The organism is Corynebacterium sp. HMSC035E02 (genome assembly GCF_001836065.1).
Classification (GTDB): domain Bacteria; phylum Actinomycetota; class Actinomycetes; order Mycobacteriales; family Mycobacteriaceae; genus Corynebacterium; species Corynebacterium hiratae.
This window is the reverse complement of record NZ_KV827343.1, coordinates 1-20801: the sequence shown is the minus strand read 5'-3', so window position 1 is coordinate 20801 and position 20801 is coordinate 1. Positions and strand designations below refer to the sequence as shown.

Here is a 20801-nt window from a genome sequence, read left to right as displayed (position 1 = left end):
AATAGTTCAGCACACGTTGTATTGTTCAGCACATGCTGACTATTGCTTCGCGCCTCGACGTCATGAACCGGCTCGGCCGGGCCATGGCTGATCCGACGCGCTCCAGAATCCTGATGACCCTACTCGACGGCCCGAGCTACCCGGCTGTGCTTTCGCGCGACCTAGACCTGACCCGCTCGAACGTCTCGAACCACCTGACCTGCTTGCGTGACTGCGGCATCGTCGTCGCCGAGCCGGAGGGCCGCAAGACACGCTACGAAATCGCCGATCCGCACCTCGCGACAGCGCTCAACGCGCTAGTGAACGCGACGCTGGCTGTCGACGAAAACGCCCCGTGCATCGACCCTGAGTGCTCGGTGCCCGGCTGCGACGGAAAAGGAGTGGACGCATGACTTCAGCGTGTGGATGCGAACACGAACCAGCCACGGAAATCGAAGATCTCGATCGGCCATGGTGGAAGGACCCCGAGTTGCTACTGCCGATCTTCTCCGGCATAGCCCTCGTCATAGGCCTGGCGCTGGACTGGTCTGGGCTAGAGACACCCGCGACAGTACTGTTCTGGGTCGGCCTGCTGCTAGGGGCGTATACGTTCGCGCCCGGCGCTATCCGGAACCTTGCCACGAAGCGCAAGCTCGGCATTGGCTTGCTTATGACGATCAGCGCGGTCGGCGCGGTGATCCTTGGTTTCGTCGGAGAGGCCGCGGCGCTGGCGTTCCTTTACTCGATCGCCGAGGCGCTTGAAGACAAGGCGATGGACCGGGCCCAGAGCGGGCTGCGGGCACTGTTGAAGTTGGTACCGCAAACCGCGACCGTGCTGCGCGACGGCACGGCGGTCGAGGTCGCTGCGAAGGACCTCGTGGTTGGCGAGCTGATGCTCGTACGCCCCGGAGAGCGAATCGCCACCGACGGCATCATTCGGTCCGGACGCTCCAGCCTTGACACCTCAGCGATCACCGGAGAATCCATTCCGGAGGAGGTTGCGCCCGGCGACGAGGTACCCGCGGGAGCGATCAACTCCGCCGGTGTGCTGGAGATCGAGACGACCGCAGCTGGAACGGACAACTCGCTGACCACACTCGTCGACCTCGTCGAGCAAGCGCAGGCGGAGAAGGGTGACCGCGCCCGGATCGCCGACCGGATTGCCCGACCCCTCGTGCCCGGGGTGATGATCCTGGCGGTGCTGGTCGGCGTGATCGGCTCGCTGTTGGGCGACCCCGAGACGTGGATCACCCGTGCGCTGGTGGTCCTGGTCGCAGCGTCGCCGTGCGCGCTGGCAATCTCCGTGCCGCTGACGGTCGTGGCCGCTATCGGCGCGGCCAGCCAGTTCGGAGTAGTCATCAAGTCCGGCGCGGCGTTCGAGCGACTCGGCGGCATCCGTCACCTAGCGGTAGACAAAACCGGAACCCTTACCCGCAACCAGCCCGAGGTTACCGGAGTGGTCCCGGCAGACGGATTCGATCGGGCGCAGGTGCTTTCCTTCGCGGCGGCGGTTGAGCAGCAATCGACGCACCCCCTCGCCGCGGCGATCGTGGCAGCGGAGCCCGAAGCGCCCACCGCCTTGGATATCAGCGAGGAAGCCGGTCAAGGCATCGGCGGCACCGTCGAAGGCCGACGGGTGCTGGTCGGCAGCCCCCGATGGATCGACGCCGGGCCACTGAAGGCGGACGTTGAGCGCATGGAGTCCGAAGGCCAGACCTGCGTCCTAGTCACCGTCAATGACGCTCTCGCCGGGGCGATCGGGGTGCGCGACGAGTTGCGACCCGAGGTGCCCGATGCCGTGCAGTCCCTGCACGACAACGACGTGGAAGTGAGCATGCTCACCGGCGATAACACTCGCACCGCCCGGGCGCTGGCTGAAATCGCCGGAATCGACGACGTGCGCGCCGAGCTGCGACCGGAGGACAAGGCAAGCATCGTCGCCGAACTCTCCTCCAAGACGCCGACGGCGATGATCGGCGACGGCATCAACGACGCGCCGGCACTGGCGGGCGCAACGGTGGGCATTGCGATGGGAGCGACCGGCTCTGACGCCGCGATCGAGTCCGCTGACGTCGCCTTCACTGGCCACGACCTCCGGCTGATCCCGCAGGCGCTGCAGCACGCCCGCCGAGGCAGCAGGATCATCAACCAAAACATCGTGCTGTCTCTGGCCATCATCATCGTGTTGATGCCACTGGCGATCAGTGGTGTACTGGGCCTGGCCGCCGTCGTCTTGGTACACGAAGTCGCCGAAGTTATCGTGATCTTGAACGGCCTGCGGGCTGCACGAGCGAAACGCTGAGGCTGTGACCGGCAAGTCTTATAAGGGTTAAACCACGCGCCGAGCGCACACACACGTTGGACCAGGCCAGTCATTCGAGTTCACCACCTGGTCCTTCTCGATGCGTGCAGGCACGGGAACTGTGGGTGAACCTAATAGTTCCACGGGCACAGCCTTAAAGCTTGCGGATAAGCTCTGCATCAGCCACGAGGTTTTGCGTGAGCTTCTCAGCTTCAAGCCCACTCAAGTCACAGCTGTCGAAACGGGCCAGCCAGTCGGCCCGAACAGCGGGGGAGTCGAACCAGGTTGCGCGCTCAGCCTCAATATCCTCGATGCCGCTCAAAGTGCGGCCATCGCGGCTACGGATCTCGAGGTCGTCGACAAGCGGGGCAATCGCTTGAAGTCCTGGGACGATGGCTTTAAAACCCGACGTGTGGGAAACCTCATTGGTCCAACGCGGGTAGCGGCTCACGCGCTGCGCCTCCAGGTAGCGCTGGACGACACCGAGCCTGGAGACCTCCTGCGCCACCGCCAAGCCCACGACCCTCACGCGGAAACCCGCGGAGCGAAACTTGGCTATCTCTCCTGCGATGAATTCCGGGTTGGACAGCGTGTTCTCAATGATGAGAGAGTGCCCGTGCTGCCGACCATATTCAATCAGCGAGGACATCCAATAGGGCACCGGTCCATTGGTGAGCACGTCCATGCGCAGGGGGTCGCGCTCCATGATCTCGTCGAGGGCGGGGTGCAGCTTCCGAACCTCATCGGAATCAAGGACCGCGTGACCATTCTTTACAGATTCAATAGCCGTTGATTTGCCTGACGCTGGCTGCCCCGCCACATAAATGACCTCTGGAACAGCCGGACCATGAGCATTCGACCGACCAAAATAGCTGGCTTGCAGAGTCTTTAGCCGTTGCTCCATAACTTGTGGATCAACGGGGAAATCAGCGGCGGAAAGCATAAGCTATGCCGCTTTGTGCTCGGAGGAGAGGGCTTCAAGCCGCTGCGCAAAGAGAGCCGCAGCGGCGCGGATGGCTTCAATGTCGGTTGAATCAACACCACTGACTATGTCCTCTACCAGCCAATTCTGACGAATCCACCATTGTGATTCAACATCGTTGCCTGCTTCAGCAGCCCGAGTGAGGTAGGCAGCTTTCAGCGAGGACGCAACCTCCTTCATGGCGTCGAAGGCTGCGTACTCGATCTCCGGGACTTTGGCGGTGCTCATGGCGCTAAGAATAGCAGCACCATGGCGGTTTTAGCCGTTGATGATCTGCGGGTAGGCCAGGCCCTTGAGGCCCTCGGTACCGAACTCCACACCGTAGCCGGAGGACTTGATGCCGCCGAACGGCACGCGCGGATCCACAGCACCGTGGCTGTTGATCCAGGTGGTGCCAGCCTCCAGCTGCGCAGCAACGTCCAGTGCACGCTCGCGGTTGGAGGACCACACGGAAGAGCCCAAGCCCACGTCAAGCTTGTTGGCCTGCTCGATGGCCCAATCCAGGTCTGTGTACTTCACAATCGGCAGTGCCGGGCCGAACTGCTCCTCGACGACCAACGCGTTATCCGGGTCGATGTCCGCCACCAGGGTGGTGGGGTAGAAGTAGCCCGGCGCGTCGTAGTCCGGGTCTCCACCCAGCAGCACGCGGGCGCCGGAATCCTTGGCGGCGGTGACGAGCTTGTCCACGATGTCGAACTGCTGCTTGTTCTGCAGCGGACCGAGCACGTTCTCCTCTTCCAAGCCCACGCCCATCGGGGAGGCCTTGGCCACCTCGACGAGGGCGTCGCAGACGGCGTCGTACAGCGACTCCGGCACATACACGCGCTTCATCGCCGCACAGGTCTGGCCGGTGTTGATGAATGCACCCCAGAAGAGATCGCCGGCGATCTCCTTCGGGTCGGCGTCGTCCAGCACGATGCCGGCATCGTTGCCGCCGAGCTCCAGCGTGAGGCGGGTGAGGTTGTCGGCGCTGGCCTCCACGATCTTCTTGCCGGTGGCGGTGGAACCGGTGAACATGATCTTGTCGACGCCCTCGTGGGTCGTCAGCGCCGCACCAACCTCACCGGCACCGCTGACGACCTGGAGAACACCCTCCGGAAGCACGGAGTTCACGACCTTGAGCAGGCCCAGTACGGAAAGCGGGGTGTACTCGGAGGGCTTGACGACGACCGCGTTACCCATACGCAGCGCCGGCGCAATCTGCCAGATGGTGATCATCATCGGCCAGTTCCACGGGCCAATAGCTCCAACGACGCCGAGTGGGCGGTAGTTAACGGTGGCGGTGATGTCATCATCAACGGCCGTGTAGTTGGGGTGCTCGAAGGAGGCGGTAGCATTCAGCCACGCAGAGCAGGCGCCGACCTCGAAGCGGGCGTTCGGGCCGTTGAGCGGCTTACCCTGCTCACGGGAGAGAAGCTCAACGAGGGCTTCAGCGTTGGCGTCGATGGCGGCGGCGGCCTTGGTGAGCAGCTCGCAGCGCTCTTCGTCGCTCAGCTTGGCAAAGTCCTTTTGTGCCGCGCGTGCGGTCTCAACTGCAGCGTTGAGGTCCTCTACGGTGTTTTCTGGGGCGCGGCCAACGACCTCACCTGTGGCGGGGTTGAGGATGTCGCGTCCATTCTCGTCCGTGATGGCGTTGAGCAGATCAGCGTACGTAGCGAACTGAGTCATGAGATCTCCTTCAAGGAAGTCGAGGGCCCCGCGAGCAAAGCCCAAAAGATACTTTTGTTTAGGATGTTACCTGCACCACACATGTCGTCTTGACTCTGCGTGCACACAATTTGTCCAAAAATGTGCCAGTTCTCACGATATGATTCCAGTTATGTCTTCCTCCGCCGTTGAACATTTCGATATCGCGTCGTGGCGCACCGCGTCATCCGATTCTTTTGGACAACTCGACGTGGACGCCGAAGACCCCTCTTCCTTTCACGCCACGCTGCGCTCAACGAAGGTGGGGGACATATCCCTCTTCGATATGCACACCTCCCCGCACACCGTGAACCGATACAAGGTTTCCACCGACGAAGTCCCTTTTTGCAAGCTCAGTCTGCAGATCACAGGCTCCTCAACCATGAGCCAGGACGGGCGAACCTGCGAGCTTCGCCCAGGGGACCTAGCGCTATACGTCACCCAGCGGCCCTACACCCTGCGCTATCCGAAGGAACAAAACACCCTCATTGTTCACTTCCCGCAGAGCTTCCTCGACATCTCACCCGCGCAGATCCAACGCCTCACCGCGAATCCGATCTCACGCTCACACGGCCTCGGCGCGGTGGCCGTGCCCCTCTTTGAACAGCTTGCCAAGAACCTGGACCTATTGAAGGGCCCGCATGCCACGGCCCTAGTCCGCTCGGCGCTGACCATGCTGGTGTCAGTCTTGGCCTCCGACGTCGCCGACGAACCCTCTGCAGGCACACTTCTGTTCAACCAGGCCACCGCCTACATCGAGAAGCACTTGGGCGACCCGGACCTAGGCCCCAGCACCATCGCCCAAGCACTCTTCGTATCAGTGCGCCACCTCCACGCCAAGTTCTCCGAACAGGGCCTCTCTGTAGGCAGCTACATCAGAACGAGGCGCCTAGAGCACATCCGCAGAGAACTCGTCGACCCGCGGCACTCCGGGGAATCAATCAGCCACATCAGCGCCCGCTATGGCCTGCACGATCCCTCGCACCTCTCACGCATCTTCAAGGCGGAGTTCCACAAGTCGCCGAGTGCGTACCGAGCGGCGGCCAGCGACTAACCACGCAGCTTATTGATGACCTCGCGTGCGGTGGAGATTCCGGTTTCGATGGCTCCATCAACAACCACTCCACGCCAACCGGAAGCCCAATCGGCTCCTGCGAAGTGCAACGAGGAAGTGGAAGTGCGGAAGTGGTGCCACCCCTCCGTGAACTGGCCTCGCCGCAGTGTGGCCCAGGCCTGGCCGGAGTACTCGTCGGCTACCCAGTCATGACCGGTGACACCAACAACCTCAAGATCTGGGCGCCACTGGTCAACGACCTTTTGGGCATCCTCAATGCTTTCCAGATCAATCTTCTCGTGATCGGAGCCGAAGGCGACACAAATGGTCGTGTCGTCATCTTCGAAGTACTCCGAACGCAGCACAGACACAACGGCCGGCTGAGGCGCGTAGCCGAAAATATTGTGGTGCCCCTTGATCTTGATCCACGCCTTGAAACCAGTTGAGTTCCATTTCTGCTCGACAGTCTTCTGCGCGCCCTCGGGCAGCCCTGGCGTAAACGTAATGTTCCCCAACGCACCGACCGGAACCGTGACAATCACCGCGTCTGCCGTTTCGGAAGTACCGTCCGCATATGTAACGGTGGCTGAGTCTTCTCCATGCTCAATCGCCGTCACCGCAGTGTTTAAACGAATTTCTCCGGTCAGATCTTTTGCAATGTTGCCGTAGATACCCCGCATGCCATTGACGAGCTTGTATCGCAGCGTTTGCTCATCCACCAAGGAAAGACGGTGATCGCACAAGGCTGCCCACTGCTTGGCCATCAAAGAGGAGCCCTGTTCTGGGTACCCGATGTACCCGGCCGACCAGTAAGCATTGCACAAGTCCTTTTCTTCTTGTGTGAAGTCACCGTCTTCTAATGCGTCGAGAACTCCAGCCTGATCTGCAGCGAGGAAAGCATCCTTTAGCTCTTGGGATGCACCGAATTTCTCATCCAGCACAAGCAGCGGCTTGTGCGGCTCTGGGAAGAATTCGCGAGAATTCTCGAATATCTTCTCCATTGGCCGAGCCAATTTGGCATCCATTTCTGCCTCCGTGCCAGACTTCAGCTCTCCGCCGGCATACCAGTAGGCGGTGTCTACAACGGGCGAAGCGATAATATCCTGGCCATAACGAGTGATTTCGGACCAGACATGCGGCTGATGCCAGTGCACCCAGGTTGCACCGATCTCCAACGGACGTCCGAGCCTGTCATCCGTCCACGCACGGCCACCAATGCGGTCGCGTGCTTCCACGATGTGATAGTCAATTCCAGCGGTTTGCAACTCGCGCGCTGCCGTTAGACCTGCGAATCCTGCACCAACGACGATTACACTCTTCTTTTCCATGATTGCCTTCCTCAAGTTTTAGATTTGGTCAAGATTGTCTTGAAGACCTGCGTAGATATGCGGCTTCTTATGTTTCAAGTATTCGCCCCAGACAAGGCCAAGGATTCCGGATGCGATGATGATTCCCGGCATTACCCACACGAGGGCATCCGGGCCGGTGTCGCCAATCATGAGCGGGAAATTCATCAGCACCAGTACGAAGACAGCTGAGAGTCCGCAAGCCGAGACGAGCGGTGCCATAACCCTTGTAAAGAGGCTGTAGCCTTTCTCTTCCTTGTTCAGCCAAACCATGATGGACACGCTGACCACCGCAAGCAGGAAGACCAAGCCAAATGCCGCCGCGTTAGTAAGCCACGTAAAGAGAGTAAGAACTGGGAACAGCTCGCCCATTTCACTCCCATTTCCAGCCACTGCGAAGCCAGCTACTACAACGACTGCAAGTGTTGTCTGGGTAAGAGACCCAGCTATAGGCGCGCCTTTAGCAGATGCTGTAGCGAACTTCTTAGGAAGAACGCGTGAGCGCCCGAGGGAGAAAAAGTATCGCGCTGCGGCGTTATGGAACGCCACGAGAGCAGCAATAAGCGAGGTTACAAACAAGCAGTTCGCTATGTTGGCAGCAAACACTGAATAGTCGCCCAACCACACGAAGACTAGGTCGGGACCAAGCTCAGTTGCCTTGTCGATGACGACGGACGGCCCCACTCCCTGAGCAAATGCCCATGCCGAAAAGGCGTAGAAAAGGGCAATAGTTCCAACAGCGATATACGTGGCCTTTGGAACCGTCCGCTCCGGATTTCGCGCTTCTTCCGAGTAGATCGCACCAGACTCGAAGCCCATGAAGGCCGCGATTCCGAAAGCAAGAAGCACGCCAATGCCGTTAGTGAAGAACTGGCCTGGACGCATCGTCTCCGCGGTGATTCCCTCGGGAGCAACGCCTAGCGACAACATAGAAACACCGGCAACGACGAGGAATTCAAGCGCTACCAAAACTCCCAAGACCTTGGCCGAGAAGTCGACGTTGCTGACTCCCATGACTGCTACCAAGACCCAGCCAACCAAGGCGGCCATCCACCACGAAATGCTCGTGCCGAACCAACCATTGATCAGATTGGCGAGGGAGAAACCGAAGATTCCGTACAGGCCAACCTGCATCATGTTATAAGAAACCAGCGCTAGAATCGCCGCTGCGATTCCTTGACGGTTGCCCAGCCCCTCAGACACATAGGCATAGAAGGCTCCTGAGTTCTGAATCTTCGAACTCATAATTCCGTACCCGACTGCAAAGAACACGAGGATGATCCCGAGCACTAAGTAGCTCCAAGGGACCCCCAACAATCCAGATACCGCAAAGTTGGTCGGTACGCCTCCCGCGAGCACAGTAAGGGGGGCGGACGCCGCAATAATCATAAAGACTAGCGACGTTGTCCCTAGGCGCCCGGCGCCCAGGCCGCCCTCTTGGTCGTTGGGAGCCCGGTGCCCGGGCTGTACGTTTCGAGCGGGTAGCACTGGTGACTGCGTCGATGTGTCCACGCCAACTCCTCCTTACTAACTATGTCGGCCCGAAATGCCTTGGAGCGAGCCCAACGCATCTCGGTGTGTAGTTAGTAATTGTGTCCCGTCGCACAGAGTTATTGTTGTTTGTGCGTGATCACGATTTGTCTATGAGTGCTGTCACACCACACCAGCGCGAATACTATGCGCAAAAGACAATGCTGGCACCTCCCACAAAGGAGATGCCAGCATCATTATCAGCGGATTTAATGCACTATTTATGCATTCGCGTACGGGTCACGCATAGCGATGTACTGCAGCGAGGTGTACTCGTCCAGGCCCTCAGCGCCGCCCTCGCGGCCCATGCCGGACTGCTTCACGCCACCAAATGGGGCAGCGGCGTTGGAGATGACACCAGCGTTGAAGCCCATGAGTCCGAACTCGAGGCCATCACCGATGCGCCACATGCGATCGGAATCCTCGGTGAACACGTAGGAGGCCAATCCGTACTCGGTGTCGTTAGCAATCTCAATTGCTTCCTTCTCATCAGAGAAGGTCAGGATCGGAGCAATCGGGCCGAAGATCTCCTCCTGTGCCACGCGGGCATCACGAGGAACGTTGGTCAGAACGGTCGGGGCGTAGAAGTAGCCCTTGCCCTCACCCGGCTTGCCGCCGACGATGGCCTTGGCGCCTTTCTCCACGGCGTCGTCGACAAGCGCGGTGATGTTATCCAGCGCCTTCTGCTCCACGAGCGGACCACAAGTAACGCCCTCATCGAGGCCGTTGCCCACCTTGAGCTCACCGATGCGCTTGGCGAACTTCTCCGCGAACTCCTCAGCGACGGACTCGTGGACGATGAAGCGGTTAGCGGCGGTGCAAGCCTCACCGATGTTGCGCATCTTGGCGCCCATTGCGCCCTCGACGGCCTGGTCAATGTCGGCGTCCTCAAAGACGATGAACGGAGCGTTGCCGCCCAGCTCCATCGAGGTGCGCAGGACGTTGTCGGCAGCTGCCTTGAGCAGAGTCTTGCCCACCGGGGTAGAGCCGGTGAAGGAAACCTTGCGCAGGCGAGAATCCGCCATGATCGGCTCGGAGATGGCAGATGCAGACTTACCGGAAACCACGTTGACCACGCCTGCCGGAACGCCGGCATCAATCATGGTCTGTGCGAAGTACTGAGTAGTCAGCGGCGTGAGCTTGGCCGGCTTGACCACCATGGTGCAGCCAGCGGCGATGGCTGGGGCAATCTTGCGGGTAGCCATGGCCAGCGGGAAGTTCCACGGAGTAATGAGCAAGCACGGACCCACCGGCTTACGACGGGTCACCATGCGCAGGGTGCCCTCCGGCGCCGGCAGGGTACGGCCGTAGTCACGAACGGCCTCCTCGCTGAACCAACGCAGGTACTCAGCGCCATAAGTAACCTCACCGTAGGACTCCGCCAGCGGCTTGCCCATCTCCAGGGTCATCAGCGCGGCGAACTCGTCCTTGCGCTCCTGCACCAGGTCAAAAGCACGGCGTAGCAGGTTAGAACGCTCGCGGGTGGACGTGCGTGCCCACTCGTCCTGCACGGCGCAGGCGGCGTCCAAAGCCTTCTTCGCATCCTCAGAAGTAGCGGAAGCAAGGGTGGCGATGACGTCACCGGTCGCCGGGTTTTCCACATCGAAAGTGGAGCCATCGGAGGCGTCTACCCACTCACCGTTAATCAGCAAGCCAGTCGGAACCTTGGCCAGCAGCTCGTCAATATTGACCTTGTTGTTTTCACTCATGGTTCTTTTTTACCCTCCCAAATGGAATTTGTCTGCCAGTTGGCGTGCCGCACCCGAAAGAAGTTGAACATCCGCCCCAACCAGGGCAAATGATGCACCGGAAGCTATGTATTTCTGGGCCTGTTCAAGGTTGAAAGCGTTGACGCCTACCTTCTTTCCGGAAGCGCGCACGGCTTCAAATGTGTGATTAACCGCCTCGATCACATCCGGATGGGTCTGCTGGCCCAACAGCCCCATGGAGGCCGCCAGGTCCGAGGGACCGACGAAGATATTGTCCACCCCGTCAAGAGCCACGATTTCTTCCACGTTCTCTACCGCGGTCGCAGACTCAATCTGCACCGTGAGGCTCACCGTATCTGAGGCATTGGCGAGGTAGTTCTCCACGCCGTTCCAGCGTGAGGAGCGGGCCAGCGCCGAGCCCACGCCGCGCACGCCGCGGGGAGGGTAGTGCATGGCTGCTACGGCCGCCTCGGCTTCCTCGGCGGTATCAATCATGGGCACCATCAAGTTTTGTACACCCAGGTCAAGGTACTGTTTGATGAGTGCCGTGTTGTTTACTGGCACGCGGACCACGCGCGTCAAGCCGTAGGCGTCGGTAGCCCGCAGCAGAGAGAGGATGGTTTCGAGGCCATAGGGCGAGTGCTCGCCGTCGATCAGCGTCCAGCTAAAGCCAGCCGAGGCGATGATCTCCGCTGCAGCCTCCGAGCCGGAACAGATCCAGGCGCCAACGAGCGGCTGCTCGGCCTTTTCTAGGACGTCCGCGAAAGTGGGCGGCAGCTTTACTGGAATCGGCATGTGATGGACCCCAACTTTCCATAGTCTGCATGGACGGTATCGCCCGGTTCAACCCACATGGGCTTGGTGAAGGAACCGGCCAGGATGATGTCGCCGGCGGCAAGGCTATCGCCGTGCGCGTGAAGCTTGTTGGCAAGCCAGGCCACGCCCATTGCCGGGTGGTTCAGCACGGCCGCCGCCACACCCGTATCTTCGATGGACTCGTTGCGGTAGAGCAGCGCGGACACCCAGCGCAGGTCGACGTCCGCGGGTTCCACCGGGTTGCCGCCGTAGATCATGGCGCCGAGGGCTGCGTTATCCGAAATGGTGTCGACAATGGTGCGTCCCTCCATCTCGATGCGGGAGGAGAGGATCTCCAGAGCAGGGACAACATACTCAGTAGCGCGCAGCACGTCGAAGATGCTGCAATTCGGCCCCTTTAGCTCCTCCTTGAGCACGAAGGCCAGCTCAACCTCGATGCGGACGTTGGAGAACTGCGCGTGCTCGATAGTGGAGCCGTTCTCATAAACCTGGTCTTCAAAGATTGCGCCGTAGTCTGGCTCGGTGATTCCCGTGGCCTCCTGCATAACCTTGGAGGTCAGGCCAATCTTACGGCCGACGAGACGGCGCCCGTCTTCGATGCCGCGGCGCACCCACTCGCGCTGCACCGCGTAGGAGTCCTCAATGCTCATCTCCGGGAAACGGGCGGTCAGCAGCGGGACCATTGAACGGTCCTTTTCGGCTTGCGCCAGTTCATCTGCAATAGCGATGTGCTGTTTCTCATCCAGCATGTTCTTCGCTCCTTACTGTGTTATTGAACGTGACTGTGGTGTTGTAATGGTTGTTAAACGTTGCGGTTTCACGTGAAACGACAACGCGGCCCCGCGTTATGTGCGCATTATCGACGCCGCGGGACCACGTTAATCAACCTGAGTGCTTAGGCCGTTTTAGAGCTGGTTACCCAGCTTGTACTCGCCCTGCTTCCACTCCGGCATCTCCTCCGAGTCTTCCTTACGGGTGTAGGAGAAGCCGTCCGCACCAATGGTGGCCTCGAGCTCGGACTCATCCTCGCGAGCGACCAGCGGCACCGGGTTGCCATCCAGGTCGAGGACGGTGGAGCCATCGCGGTACCAGGACGGAACAACCGGGGTTCCCCACCAGTCACGACGCTGGTTATCGTGAACATCCCAGGTCACGACCGGGTTATCCGGGTCGCCGGTGTAGTAGTCCTGGGTGTAGATCTCTACGCGGTGGCCGTCCGGGTCACGCAGGTACAGGTAGTACGCATTGGAAACACCGTGGCGGCCCGGGCCGCGCTCAATACGGTCGGATTCGCGCAGCGCACCCAGCTTGTCACAAATCGCGATGATGTTGTGCTTCTCGTGGGTAGCGAAGGCGATGTGGTGCATACGCGGGCCATCGCCACCGGTCATGGCGGTGTCGTGCACCGTCGGCTTACGGCGCATCCATGCAGCGTAAACGGTTCCTTCCTCATCGCGAATGTCCTCTGTGGTGCGGAATCCGAGCTCCTCCATGTACTGCACGGCGGCAGGGACATCCGGGGTGATCTGGTTGAAGTGATCGAGGCGAACGAGCGCACCAGGGATGTGGGCGTCGTATGCCCAGGCCAGACGCTCACGGTGCTCAACCTCGTAGAAGAACTCGTACGGGAATCCCAGCGGGTCCTGAACACGCACGGAGTCACCGATGCCCTTGACGAAGCCATCCTTGTTACGGCGGACCTCGCAGCCACGTGCCTTGTAGAACTCCTCGGCGAGGTCCAGGTCCTCCGGCGAACGAACGCGGAAGGAGAATGCAGCGACGGCAGCAACGGGGCCCTGACGCAGCACGAGGTTATGGTGGATGAACTCTTCGTAGGTGCGCAGGTAGATTTCGTTCTCGTTTTCTTCGGTCACGACGAGACCGAGGGTGTCAACGTAGAACTTACGGGATGCAGCGAGATCGGTAACGATGATCTCCATGTAGGCGCAACGCAGAATGTCGGGGGCCTGAATGTCAGCCATGATGGCTCCTTAGTGTGAATTAGTAATGGGGGAGTGAAGGGGGCGTGTAGACGTTACTGGTCCTGCTTGCCAAAGACCGGGTTGTGCACCTTGTCCAGGTTGATGTGGACGGCCTGCTGATCGGTGTAGAAGTCGATCGAGCGGTAGCCGCCCTCGTGGCCCAGGCCGGAAGCCTTCACGCCGCCGAAGGGGGTGCGCAGGTCGCGGACATTGTTGGAGTTGAGCCACACCATGCCGGCCTCAACGTTCTGGGCAAAGTTGTGGGCACGCTTCAGATCCGAGGTCCACACATAGGCGGCAAGACCATACTTCGTGTTGTTCGCCAGCTCGAGTGCCTCTTCGTCGGTATCGAACGGGGTGATAGCAACGACGGGGCCGAAGATTTCTTCCTGGAAGATTCGTGCGTCCGGCTTGACGTCAACGAAGACGGTCGGCTGAACAAAGTTGCCTTCCGGGAAGCCTTCCGGACGCTCGCCGCCGGCGGCCAGGGTGGCCTCCTGCTTGCCGATCTCGATGTAGGAGGTGACCTTCTCGTAGTGCTCCGGGTGCACCAGGGCGCCGACCTCGGTGGTCGGATCGGAGGGCAGGCCCACCTTCACGCGCTTAGCCTGGGCGGCGTAGCGCTCCACGAACTCATCGTAGATATCGCGCTGAACCAGGATGCGGGAGCCGGCGGTGCAGCGCTCACCGTTGAGGGAGAAGACGCCGAAGATGCAGGCGTCAATAGCTGTCTCCAGGTCGGCGTCGCTGAAGACGATGGCCGGGGACTTGCCGCCCAGCTCCATCGACAGGCCCTTGAGGTGCGGGGCTGCGTTGCCGAAAATGATCTGGCCGGTGCGGGATTCACCGGTGAAAGAGATCAGCGGGACGTCCGGGTGCTTAACCAGCGGGTCGCCGGCGTAGCCTTCCTCGCCGAAGCCGTTGACCAGGTTAAAGACGCCCTTCGGGAGGCCGGCCTCCTCGAAGATGCCTGCCCACAGCTGTGCGGAGAGGGGAGTGAACTCAGCCGGCTTGAGGACGACGGAGTTACCGGTGGCGATGGCCGGGGCGAGCTTCCAGGACTCCAGCATGAACGGGGTGTTCCACGGGGTAATCAGGCCCGCCACGCCAATCGGCTTACGGTTGACGTAGTTGATCTGGCGGCCCGGTACCTTGTAGGCGTCGTCAGCCTGGGCGACAATCAGGTCAGCGAAGAAGCGGAAGTTCTCCGCAGCGCGCTTGGCCTGACCGTTGGCCTGGGTGATCGGCAAGCCGGAGTCGAAGGATTCCCAAGCAGCGAGCTTGTCTGCGCGGCTTTCGACGATGTCCGCGATCTTGTTGAGGACGCGGGCGCGCTCGCGCGGCAGGGCCTTGGACCACGGGCCGTTCTCGAAAGCGTCCTTCGCGGCAGCAACAGCCTTGTCAATGTCTTCCGGCTTGCCAGAAGCGGCCTTGATGTAGGCCTTATTGGTTACCGGGTCGAGGACCTCGAATTCATCTCCGTCAATCGACGGGACAAACTCGCCGTTGATGTAGTGAAGAATCTTCTCTGGAAGGTCGGTGGGCTTAGCAGCATCGTTGTTGATAGCCATGAGTACTGTGAACTCCTTAATCGTTTTTCTTGCGATAGGTGTTGAGGGTGGCCAGTCGGTGTTGCCTGGCCACTTTTTCTATGTAGGCGGGTTCCGCGCCAGCCTCAATGAGGCTGACCAATTGCTCGTGCTCGCGCGTTGACTCTTGGGCTCTCTCCGGCACGTAGCGGAAGGTCGAGACGCGGTGGTATTCCAATTGCTTCCATTGGTCCACCACCAAGTCCTTCAACCTCTCGTTCGGGCACTTGGAGAAGAGAACGCTATGAAATTCTTTGTTGAGCTGGGTAAATTCTTCTGGATCGTGGTGGATATCGAGCTCCCGCATGCGCTGGTTGATCTCCCGCGCCCGGGCAATATCCTCCGCGTTGAGATACGGGGCGGATTGGGCCGTGGCATTGGCTTCCACGGTGGCCACGATGTCCATGGATTCGTAGTAGGCCTCGCGATTGTAGGTGGTCACGCTGGCACCGACGTTGCGTTCGTAGGTGACCATCCCTTCCGCTTCGAGTTGCCGAATAGCCTCACGGACGGGAACTACGCTGATCCCCAGTTCATCCGCGATTGTTGCCAACACGAGGCGATACCCGGGCTCATAGTCGCGAGTCCGAATCCTTTCACTTATCCAGTTATAGGCTTGTTGGGATTTACTTTCCCCGGCTGGTGCTGCGGTTTGCGTCATTGACCACCTGCCTTTCCATCACGGAAAGCGATGTAGGCTTCCTTGTTCGCTCCGGTCGGCGGGAAGAGCCCATCCAAGCTGGCGCCTTCCTCCACCTGGGAAGCGACCCATTCGTCCTCGTGCTCCTTGGCGAGGGCACCTTCGGCGACTTCGGCTGCGATATCGCGGGGGATGACCACGACGCCGTCATCATCACCAACGATGATGTCACCTGGGAGGACGGTGGCGTTTCCGCAGGAAACAGCGATATCGCTATCCCACGGGACATGCTTACGGCCGAGAACGCACGGGTGTGCGCCCTGCGTGAAGACGGGCAGACCAATCTCCTTAACGGCCTCGTAGTCACGCACGCCGCCGTCGGTCACGACGCCTGCGGCACCGCGGACCTTCGCGCGGAGCGCCAGGATGTCGCCGAGCGTTCCGGAGCCGGATTCCTGGCGGGCCTCAATAACGATGACCTCGCCTTCCTTGACGGTGTCGAAGACCTTCTTCTGCTCGTTGAGTCCACCGCCATGAGACTTAAACAGATCCTCACGGCCAGCCACAAAGCGCAGCGTGCGGGCAACACCCACCATCTTGGTTCCCTTGGCCTGCGGGTAGACGCCTTCGATCACGGATTGGTTGATTCCGCGCTGTCGCAGCTGGGCGGACAGGCCGGCGGTCGGTGCCTTCTCCAATGCTGCCTTGAGCTCTGGGTCGAGCCCGCCCTCATCCTTGGGGGGAAGGCCGGCGGATTCGCGGTCACCGTAGGCGTCCTCGCGCTGCTTATCGTCCACGTAGGGCAGGTTGCCCAGCTGTGGATCGAAGGAAGCGGGGACTTCCTTCACGGTGGTCTTCAACCTGCCGGAGCTCACGCCACCCGGCACGTCAACCTCGACCTCAACGACATCCCCCGGCTCGATAACGGAGGAACCCGCCGGGGTGCCGGTGAGGATGATGTCACCGGTCTCCAGCGTCATGTGCTGGGACAGGTCGGCCACAAACTGGGCGAGCGGGAAGATGAGATCCTCATCAGAAGAGGTTCCCTCCTGAACAACCTCGCCATTGACCCAGGTGCGCAGGCGCAGTCCCTTCGGGTCGATCCCTTGGGCGTCGATAAGCTCCGGCCCAATGGGGGTGTACCCGTCACGGGACTTGGAGCGGGTGTTGGAGCCTTTATCCTGCACCTTGTAGTCATACAGGCCGATGTCGTTCGAAGCCGTCACGTAGGCGACGTGCTTCCACGCATCCTCAAGCGATACGTTGCGGGCCGGGGTTCCGATGATGAGCGCGATTTCTCCCTCGAAAGCCAGCAGCTCCGTTCCCTCGGGGCGTTCAACAACCCCGCCCGATTCAGCCAGCGTGCTGGTCGCCTTGAGGAAGTAGCTCGGGGTCTTGGGCCAGCGACCGCGCTGAGCTGCGCGGGACTCGAAAGCCACATGGACAGCGATCATTTTGCCCGGTTTAACCGGCAAGAACTCAGGTACAGCCATGAAGAATCCTTAATTGTGAACAAATCCTTGCCCAGATCGTATATTATCCCTACCACCACCGCAAGTGGTTCAACTCACACGCATTTCCATATATGGCACACCGCATGCCGAAAGGAACCAGAATGTCGCACACATCTGTCACGCCGGCAATTTCGACGGCCGAACGCCGCCGCGTCGTCGCCGCGACTACCATCGGTACCGCCATCGAGTGGTACGACTACTTCCTCTATGCCGCAGTGGCCGGACTCGTGTTCAACCAGCTCATGTTCGGCCCGCTCGAGGGTGGCCTAGCCACCATCATTTCCTTCCTGACCGTGGGATTGTCCTTCCTGTTCCGCCCGGTCGGCGCGTTTCTGGCAGGACACTTTGCCGACCGTCTTGGCCGCCGCGTGGTTCTCATGGTCACGCTCATCGCCATGGGCGGTGCGACCACCCTCATCGGCCTTCTGCCCACCTACGAGACCGCTGGAATCTGGGCGCCGATCCTTCTCATCACCCTGCGCATTATCCAGGGCATCTCCGCAGGTGGCGAGTGGGGATCCGCCGTGCTCATGGCTGTGGAACACGCGCCGAATGACAAGCGCGGCCTCTACGGCGCAGGCCCCCAGATCGGCGTTCCTGCCGGTCTGCTGCTTTCTTCCGGCGTGCTCTCCATCATGAACACCATCGCGCCTGGCGACGCCTTCATGAGCTGGGGCTGGCGCGTACCTTTCCTGCTCTCCTTCGTTCTCATCCTGGTGGGCTACCTCATCCGCATGGGCGTCGACGAGTCCCCAGTCTTCGAAGAGATTGCAGAGCGCGAGGAGGAAGAGGCCACCAACCCCATTGGCAAGCTCTTCAAGAATTTCACCCCGCTGGTCCTGGTCGCGGCCCTCGTTTTTGCAGGTAACGGCACCGTCGGGTACATGACCACGGGCGGCTATATTCAGCGCTACGCCACCGATCCCGACGGCCTCGTTGCCCTCGACCGCGGTGACGTCCTCAACGCCGTGACCGTCTCTGCGGTCACGTGGGCATTGATGACGTTGTTCGCGGGATACATCTCCGATTACATCGGCCGCCGAAACACCTACCTCATCGGATTCATCCTGCAGGGAATCGGCGCTGCCGCCCTTTTCCCGCTGGTCAACACCGGTAGTCTGGGGCTTCTCTACGGCGCACTTATTTTCCTGACCGTCGGCCTGGGCCTGACCTATGGGGCACAGTCCGCGATGTACGCCGAGCTCTTCCCCGCCTCCATTCGCGCTACCGGCGTGTCCATCACTTATGCGCTTGGCTCGGTGTTGGGCGGCGCCTTCGCCCCCATGATCGCCGCGTCGCTCGTGGAGGCTACCGGCACCACCTTCGCGGTGTCGGGCTACCTCGTCTCCGCCTCGATTGTCGGCTTCATCTGCGCCTTCATCCTGCGTGAGCGCAAGGGAATCGCACTTGGCGCAGAGCACGAGGCCGAGCAATCTCAGGGGCACTTCATCTTCAGCCCGCGCTAGGCGACGTCCCGTGCGCAGATCATTGTGCAGGAGACGCGCATCATATATGATTCTAGAAATAAGACCCAGCTCACATCCTCCAGACGCCTTGAACTGAGTCACCACCTCCACGAGCAAAGCTCACAGAGCGATGGGGGAGTAGCTACCACCCCCATCACTCGCTTTTGTTCTCGACCACGACAACCCGCTGACTAAGGAGTCCACAGTGCAGTTCCACCACAACGGCTACGTTTCGGAAGATCCCCGCGTGCACGAGCCCGCCGGGTATGGCATCGATCGCGCCTCTGAGCTTCCCGATGAAATGGACGTCCTCATTGTCGGCTCCGGCCCGGCCGGCATGATCGCGGCCGCGCAGCTAGCAATGTTCCCCGACGTCAACACGCGCATCATTGAACGCCGTCCTCACCGCCTCGAGTTGGGCCAGGCCGACGGCATCCAGTCCCGCTCCGTAGAAACCTTCCAGGCCTTCGGCTTTGCCAAGGAAATCACGGAAGAGGCCTACGAAATCACCGAGATGTCCTTCTGGAACCCCGATCCGCAGGACCGCTCCAAGATTGTTCGCGGCGCCCGTCCGATTGACGACGAACACGGAATCTCCGAGTTCCCCCACCTCATTGTGAACCAGGCTCGCGTGTTGGACTACTTCGCCCGCTACGCACGCCGAGCACCCGGCCGAATCACCCCGGATTACGGCTGGAACTTCGTCTCCCTTGAGGTAGGGGAGGGCGAATACCCCGTGACGGTGCACCTCGAGGATGTCGACGGCAACCCGCGCGACGTACGCGCTAAGTACGTCGTGGGCTGCGATGGCGCGAAGTCCCGCGTCCGCAAGTCCATTGGCTGCTCGCTCAAGGGTGACCAGACCAATCACGCATGGGGCGTCATGGACGTTGTCGTCGATACCGACTTCCCGGACTGGCGCACCAAGTGTGCCATCCACTCGCAGGCCGGCTCAATCCTGCACATCCCGCGTGAGGGCGGTTACCTCTGCCGCATCTACGTCGACCTTGGTGTCGTGCCCGAGGATGACAACCACAAGGTCCGCTCCACCCCGATTGAGAAGATCATCGAGAAGGCAAACGAGATCTACTCGCCCTACTTCATCGACGTCAAGATGGTCGCTTGGCACTCCGTGTACGAGGTGGGGCACCGCCTCGTCGATGCCTTCGACAACAACGATGAGGACCCGCGCGTCTTCCTCACCGGCGATGCCTGCCACACCCACTCCGCCAAGGCCGGCCAGGGCATGAACGTCTCCATGCAGGATGGCTTCAATATCGGGTGGAAGCTCGGCCACGTCCTCGATGGCCGCGCGCCGAAGGAACTCCTGGCCACCTACCACGGCGAGCGCCAGCCAGCCGCGCAGAACCTCATCAACTTCGACCGCGAATGGTCGACCCTCATGGCCACCCCAACCGAGGAGCTGGATGATCCCGAGGCAGTCGAGAAGTACTACGTCTCCGCAGAGGAGTTCGCCGCCGGCATGATGACGCAGTACGAAGAGAACCTCATCGTCGGCAACACCGAGCACCAGAAGTTGGCCGTCGGCTTCCCGGTAGGCAAGCGTTTCAAGTCCTACGAGGTTCTGCGCCGCTGTGACGCGTACCCCCAGCACCTGGGCCACCAGCACACCGCTGACGGCCGCTACCGCATCTACGCCTTCGCTGATGCCCCCAAGGCCGGCGAGACCTCAAAGCTCAGCGAGTGGGCTGACAAGATGGGCCCCATCCTGGCTAAGTTCACGCCCGAGGGTGCCGATGAGAACACCTATTTCGACGTGAAGGCTATTTACCAGCAGACGAACCATCACGAGTACGAGATCCTGGACGCTCCGCTCCTGTTCCGCCCCCGCAACGGCAAGTTCACTATCCCGAACTGGGAGAATGTTTTCAATGCTCTGCCGGGAGACAAGGACATCTTCCACACCCGCGGCATTTCTCGCGACGGTGCCGTCGTCATCGTTCGCCCGGACCAGTACGTGGGAGCGGTCCTTCCGCTCGATGACCCAGCTGCCATCGAGGACTACTTCTCTTCCGCGCTCATCAAGCTCAAGTAGTTCGTTTCAAGCTCTAGGAGCTTGAAACTGAAAGGGGCCCAGCACAACGCTGGGCCCTCTTTTAATGCCGCCGCTAAGCCCCCACAGAAAGAAAGAAACCTAGCAAAAGAAACCTAGATGTGTGATGTCTAGCGACTTTTTGGACACGGA

17 protein-coding genes are annotated in these 20801 nt (G+C 60.5%); 5 read left to right on the top strand and 12 right to left on the bottom strand.

Translation table 11 applies throughout. The features are described 5' to 3' along the window. Positions 1 to 32 precede the first annotated feature (32 nt). A complete protein-coding gene (locus HMPREF2635_RS07005; protein ID WP_046646453.1) occupies positions 33 to 392 on the top strand; it encodes a Cd(II)/Pb(II)-sensing metalloregulatory transcriptional regulator CmtR in 360 nt (119 codons plus the stop codon). Beyond that, entirely contained in the window at positions 389 to 2281 is a 1893-nt protein-coding gene (locus HMPREF2635_RS07000; protein WP_070821473.1) for a heavy metal translocating P-type ATPase, read from the top strand. Before HMPREF2635_RS07005 ends, HMPREF2635_RS07000 begins: the two co-directional genes overlap by 4 nt. A gap of 154 nt (positions 2282 to 2435) precedes the next feature. Here the strand turns inward: HMPREF2635_RS07000 and HMPREF2635_RS06995 are convergent, their stop codons facing one another. The 3 genes from HMPREF2635_RS06995 to HMPREF2635_RS06985 are packed head-to-tail and all read right to left on the bottom strand — an operon-like array spanning position 2436 to position 4931. Beyond that, entirely contained in the window at positions 2436 to 3224 is a 789-nt protein-coding gene (locus tag HMPREF2635_RS06995) for a zeta toxin family protein (RefSeq protein WP_070821472.1), read from the bottom strand. Between the two features lie 3 nt (positions 3225 to 3227). Then, positions 3228 to 3491, bottom strand: a complete 264-nt coding sequence (locus tag HMPREF2635_RS06990) for a hypothetical protein (protein ID WP_070524133.1) — start codon at positions 3489 to 3491, stop codon at positions 3228 to 3230. 30 nt (positions 3492 to 3521) lie between these two features. After that, on the bottom strand, positions 3522 to 4931 hold the full coding sequence (locus HMPREF2635_RS06985) for an aldehyde dehydrogenase family protein (RefSeq protein ID WP_070547155.1): 1410 nt from the start codon (positions 4929 to 4931) through the stop codon (positions 3522 to 3524). 151 nt (positions 4932 to 5082) lie between these two features. On the opposite strand from HMPREF2635_RS06985, the gene HMPREF2635_RS06980 reads away from it, so the two are divergent. Next, positions 5083 to 6003 carry an AraC-like ligand-binding domain-containing protein gene (locus HMPREF2635_RS06980; RefSeq protein ID WP_070547156.1) on the top strand — a complete coding sequence of 307 codons (921 nt, stop codon included), beginning with the start codon at positions 5083 to 5085 and terminating at the stop codon, positions 6001 to 6003. Here HMPREF2635_RS06980 and HMPREF2635_RS06975 read toward each other — a convergent pair. From HMPREF2635_RS06975 to HMPREF2635_RS06935, 9 genes are all read right to left on the bottom strand, one after another. Further along, positions 6000 to 7331, bottom strand: a complete 1332-nt coding sequence (locus tag HMPREF2635_RS06975; RefSeq protein WP_070547157.1) for a flavin monoamine oxidase family protein — start codon at positions 7329 to 7331, stop codon at positions 6000 to 6002. The two genes, HMPREF2635_RS06980 and HMPREF2635_RS06975, sit on opposite strands and share 4 nt — an antisense overlap. An 18-nt stretch (positions 7332 to 7349) precedes the next feature. Further along, the gene (locus tag HMPREF2635_RS06970; protein ID WP_246824858.1) at positions 7350 to 8837 is read right to left on the bottom strand and encodes an APC family permease; all 1488 of its coding nucleotides are present in this window, start codon (positions 8835 to 8837) and stop codon (positions 7350 to 7352) included. A gap of 263 nt (positions 8838 to 9100) precedes the next feature. Then, positions 9101 to 10588, bottom strand: coding sequence for an NAD-dependent succinate-semialdehyde dehydrogenase (locus HMPREF2635_RS06965; RefSeq protein ID WP_070547159.1), 1488 nt, complete (start codon positions 10586 to 10588; stop codon positions 9101 to 9103). A 9-nt stretch (positions 10589 to 10597) separates the two neighbouring features. Beyond that, positions 10598 to 11383, bottom strand: coding sequence for an HpcH/HpaI aldolase family protein (locus HMPREF2635_RS06960; protein WP_070547160.1), 786 nt, complete (start codon positions 11381 to 11383; stop codon positions 10598 to 10600). Then, positions 11368 to 12153 carry a 2-oxo-hept-4-ene-1,7-dioate hydratase gene (gene hpaH / locus HMPREF2635_RS06955; RefSeq protein WP_070547161.1) on the bottom strand — a complete coding sequence of 262 codons (786 nt, stop codon included), beginning with the start codon at positions 12151 to 12153 and terminating at the stop codon, positions 11368 to 11370. The genes HMPREF2635_RS06960 and hpaH overlap by 16 nt, the downstream gene beginning before the upstream one ends. Before the next feature lie 156 nt (positions 12154 to 12309). Then, positions 12310 to 13386: a 3,4-dihydroxyphenylacetate 2,3-dioxygenase gene (hpaD, locus tag HMPREF2635_RS06950; RefSeq protein WP_070547162.1), complete on the bottom strand. Its 1077-nt coding sequence runs from the start codon at positions 13384 to 13386 to the stop codon at positions 12310 to 12312. A 53-nt stretch (positions 13387 to 13439) separates the two neighbouring features. Continuing rightward, entirely contained in the window at positions 13440 to 14957 is a 1518-nt protein-coding gene (gene hpaE / locus HMPREF2635_RS06945) for a 5-carboxymethyl-2-hydroxymuconate semialdehyde dehydrogenase (RefSeq protein WP_070547163.1), read from the bottom strand. A 16-nt stretch (positions 14958 to 14973) separates the two neighbouring features. Continuing rightward, on the bottom strand, positions 14974 to 15636 hold the full coding sequence (locus tag HMPREF2635_RS06940) for a GntR family transcriptional regulator (RefSeq protein ID WP_046648738.1): 663 nt from the start codon (positions 15634 to 15636) through the stop codon (positions 14974 to 14976). Further along, positions 15633 to 17108, bottom strand: coding sequence for a fumarylacetoacetate hydrolase family protein (locus HMPREF2635_RS06935; protein ID WP_046648737.1), 1476 nt, complete (start codon positions 17106 to 17108; stop codon positions 15633 to 15635). Before HMPREF2635_RS06935 ends, HMPREF2635_RS06940 begins: the two co-directional genes overlap by 4 nt. A gap of 122 nt (positions 17109 to 17230) precedes the next feature. Here HMPREF2635_RS06935 and HMPREF2635_RS06930 point away from each other — a divergent pair, with 122 nt between their 5' ends. Further along, the gene (locus HMPREF2635_RS06930; protein ID WP_070547164.1) at positions 17231 to 18595 is read left to right on the top strand and encodes an MFS transporter; all 1365 of its coding nucleotides are present in this window, start codon (positions 17231 to 17233) and stop codon (positions 18593 to 18595) included. A 205-nt stretch (positions 18596 to 18800) separates the two neighbouring features. Beyond that, positions 18801 to 20651 (top strand): FAD-binding monooxygenase, encoded by a 1851-nt coding sequence (locus tag HMPREF2635_RS06925; protein ID WP_070547165.1) that lies wholly within the window; start codon positions 18801 to 18803, stop codon positions 20649 to 20651. Positions 20652 to 20801 lie beyond the last annotated feature (150 nt).

Coding starts and splice junctions, on each gene's coding strand:
- HMPREF2635_RS07005 (WP_046646453.1), top strand. CDS start 33: ATGCTGACTATTGCTTCGCGCCTCGACGTCATGAACCGGCTCGGCCGG.
- HMPREF2635_RS07000 (WP_070821473.1), top strand. CDS start 389: ATGACTTCAGCGTGTGGATGCGAACACGAACCAGCCACGGAAATCGAA.
- HMPREF2635_RS06995 (WP_070821472.1), bottom strand. CDS start 3,224: ATGCTTTCCGCCGCTGATTTCCCCGTTGATCCACAAGTTATGGAGCAA.
- HMPREF2635_RS06990 (WP_070524133.1), bottom strand. CDS start 3,491: ATGAGCACCGCCAAAGTCCCGGAGATCGAGTACGCAGCCTTCGACGCC.
- HMPREF2635_RS06985 (WP_070547155.1), bottom strand. CDS start 4,931: ATGACTCAGTTCGCTACGTACGCTGATCTGCTCAACGCCATCACGGAC.
- HMPREF2635_RS06980 (WP_070547156.1), top strand. CDS start 5,083: ATGTCTTCCTCCGCCGTTGAACATTTCGATATCGCGTCGTGGCGCACC.
- HMPREF2635_RS06975 (WP_070547157.1), bottom strand. CDS start 7,331: ATGGAAAAGAAGAGTGTAATCGTCGTTGGTGCAGGATTCGCAGGTCTA.
- HMPREF2635_RS06965 (WP_070547159.1), bottom strand. CDS start 10,588: ATGAGTGAAAACAACAAGGTCAATATTGACGAGCTGCTGGCCAAGGTT.
- HMPREF2635_RS06960 (WP_070547160.1), bottom strand. CDS start 11,383: ATGCCGATTCCAGTAAAGCTGCCGCCCACTTTCGCGGACGTCCTAGAA.
- hpaH (WP_070547161.1), bottom strand. CDS start 12,153: ATGCTGGATGAGAAACAGCACATCGCTATTGCAGATGAACTGGCGCAA.
- hpaD (WP_070547162.1), bottom strand. CDS start 13,386: ATGGCTGACATTCAGGCCCCCGACATTCTGCGTTGCGCCTACATGGAG.
- hpaE (WP_070547163.1), bottom strand. CDS start 14,957: ATGGCTATCAACAACGATGCTGCTAAGCCCACCGACCTTCCAGAGAAG.
- HMPREF2635_RS06940 (WP_046648738.1), bottom strand. CDS start 15,636: ATGACGCAAACCGCAGCACCAGCCGGGGAAAGTAAATCCCAACAAGCC.
- HMPREF2635_RS06935 (WP_046648737.1), bottom strand. CDS start 17,108: ATGGCTGTACCTGAGTTCTTGCCGGTTAAACCGGGCAAAATGATCGCT.
- HMPREF2635_RS06930 (WP_070547164.1), top strand. CDS start 17,231: ATGTCGCACACATCTGTCACGCCGGCAATTTCGACGGCCGAACGCCGC.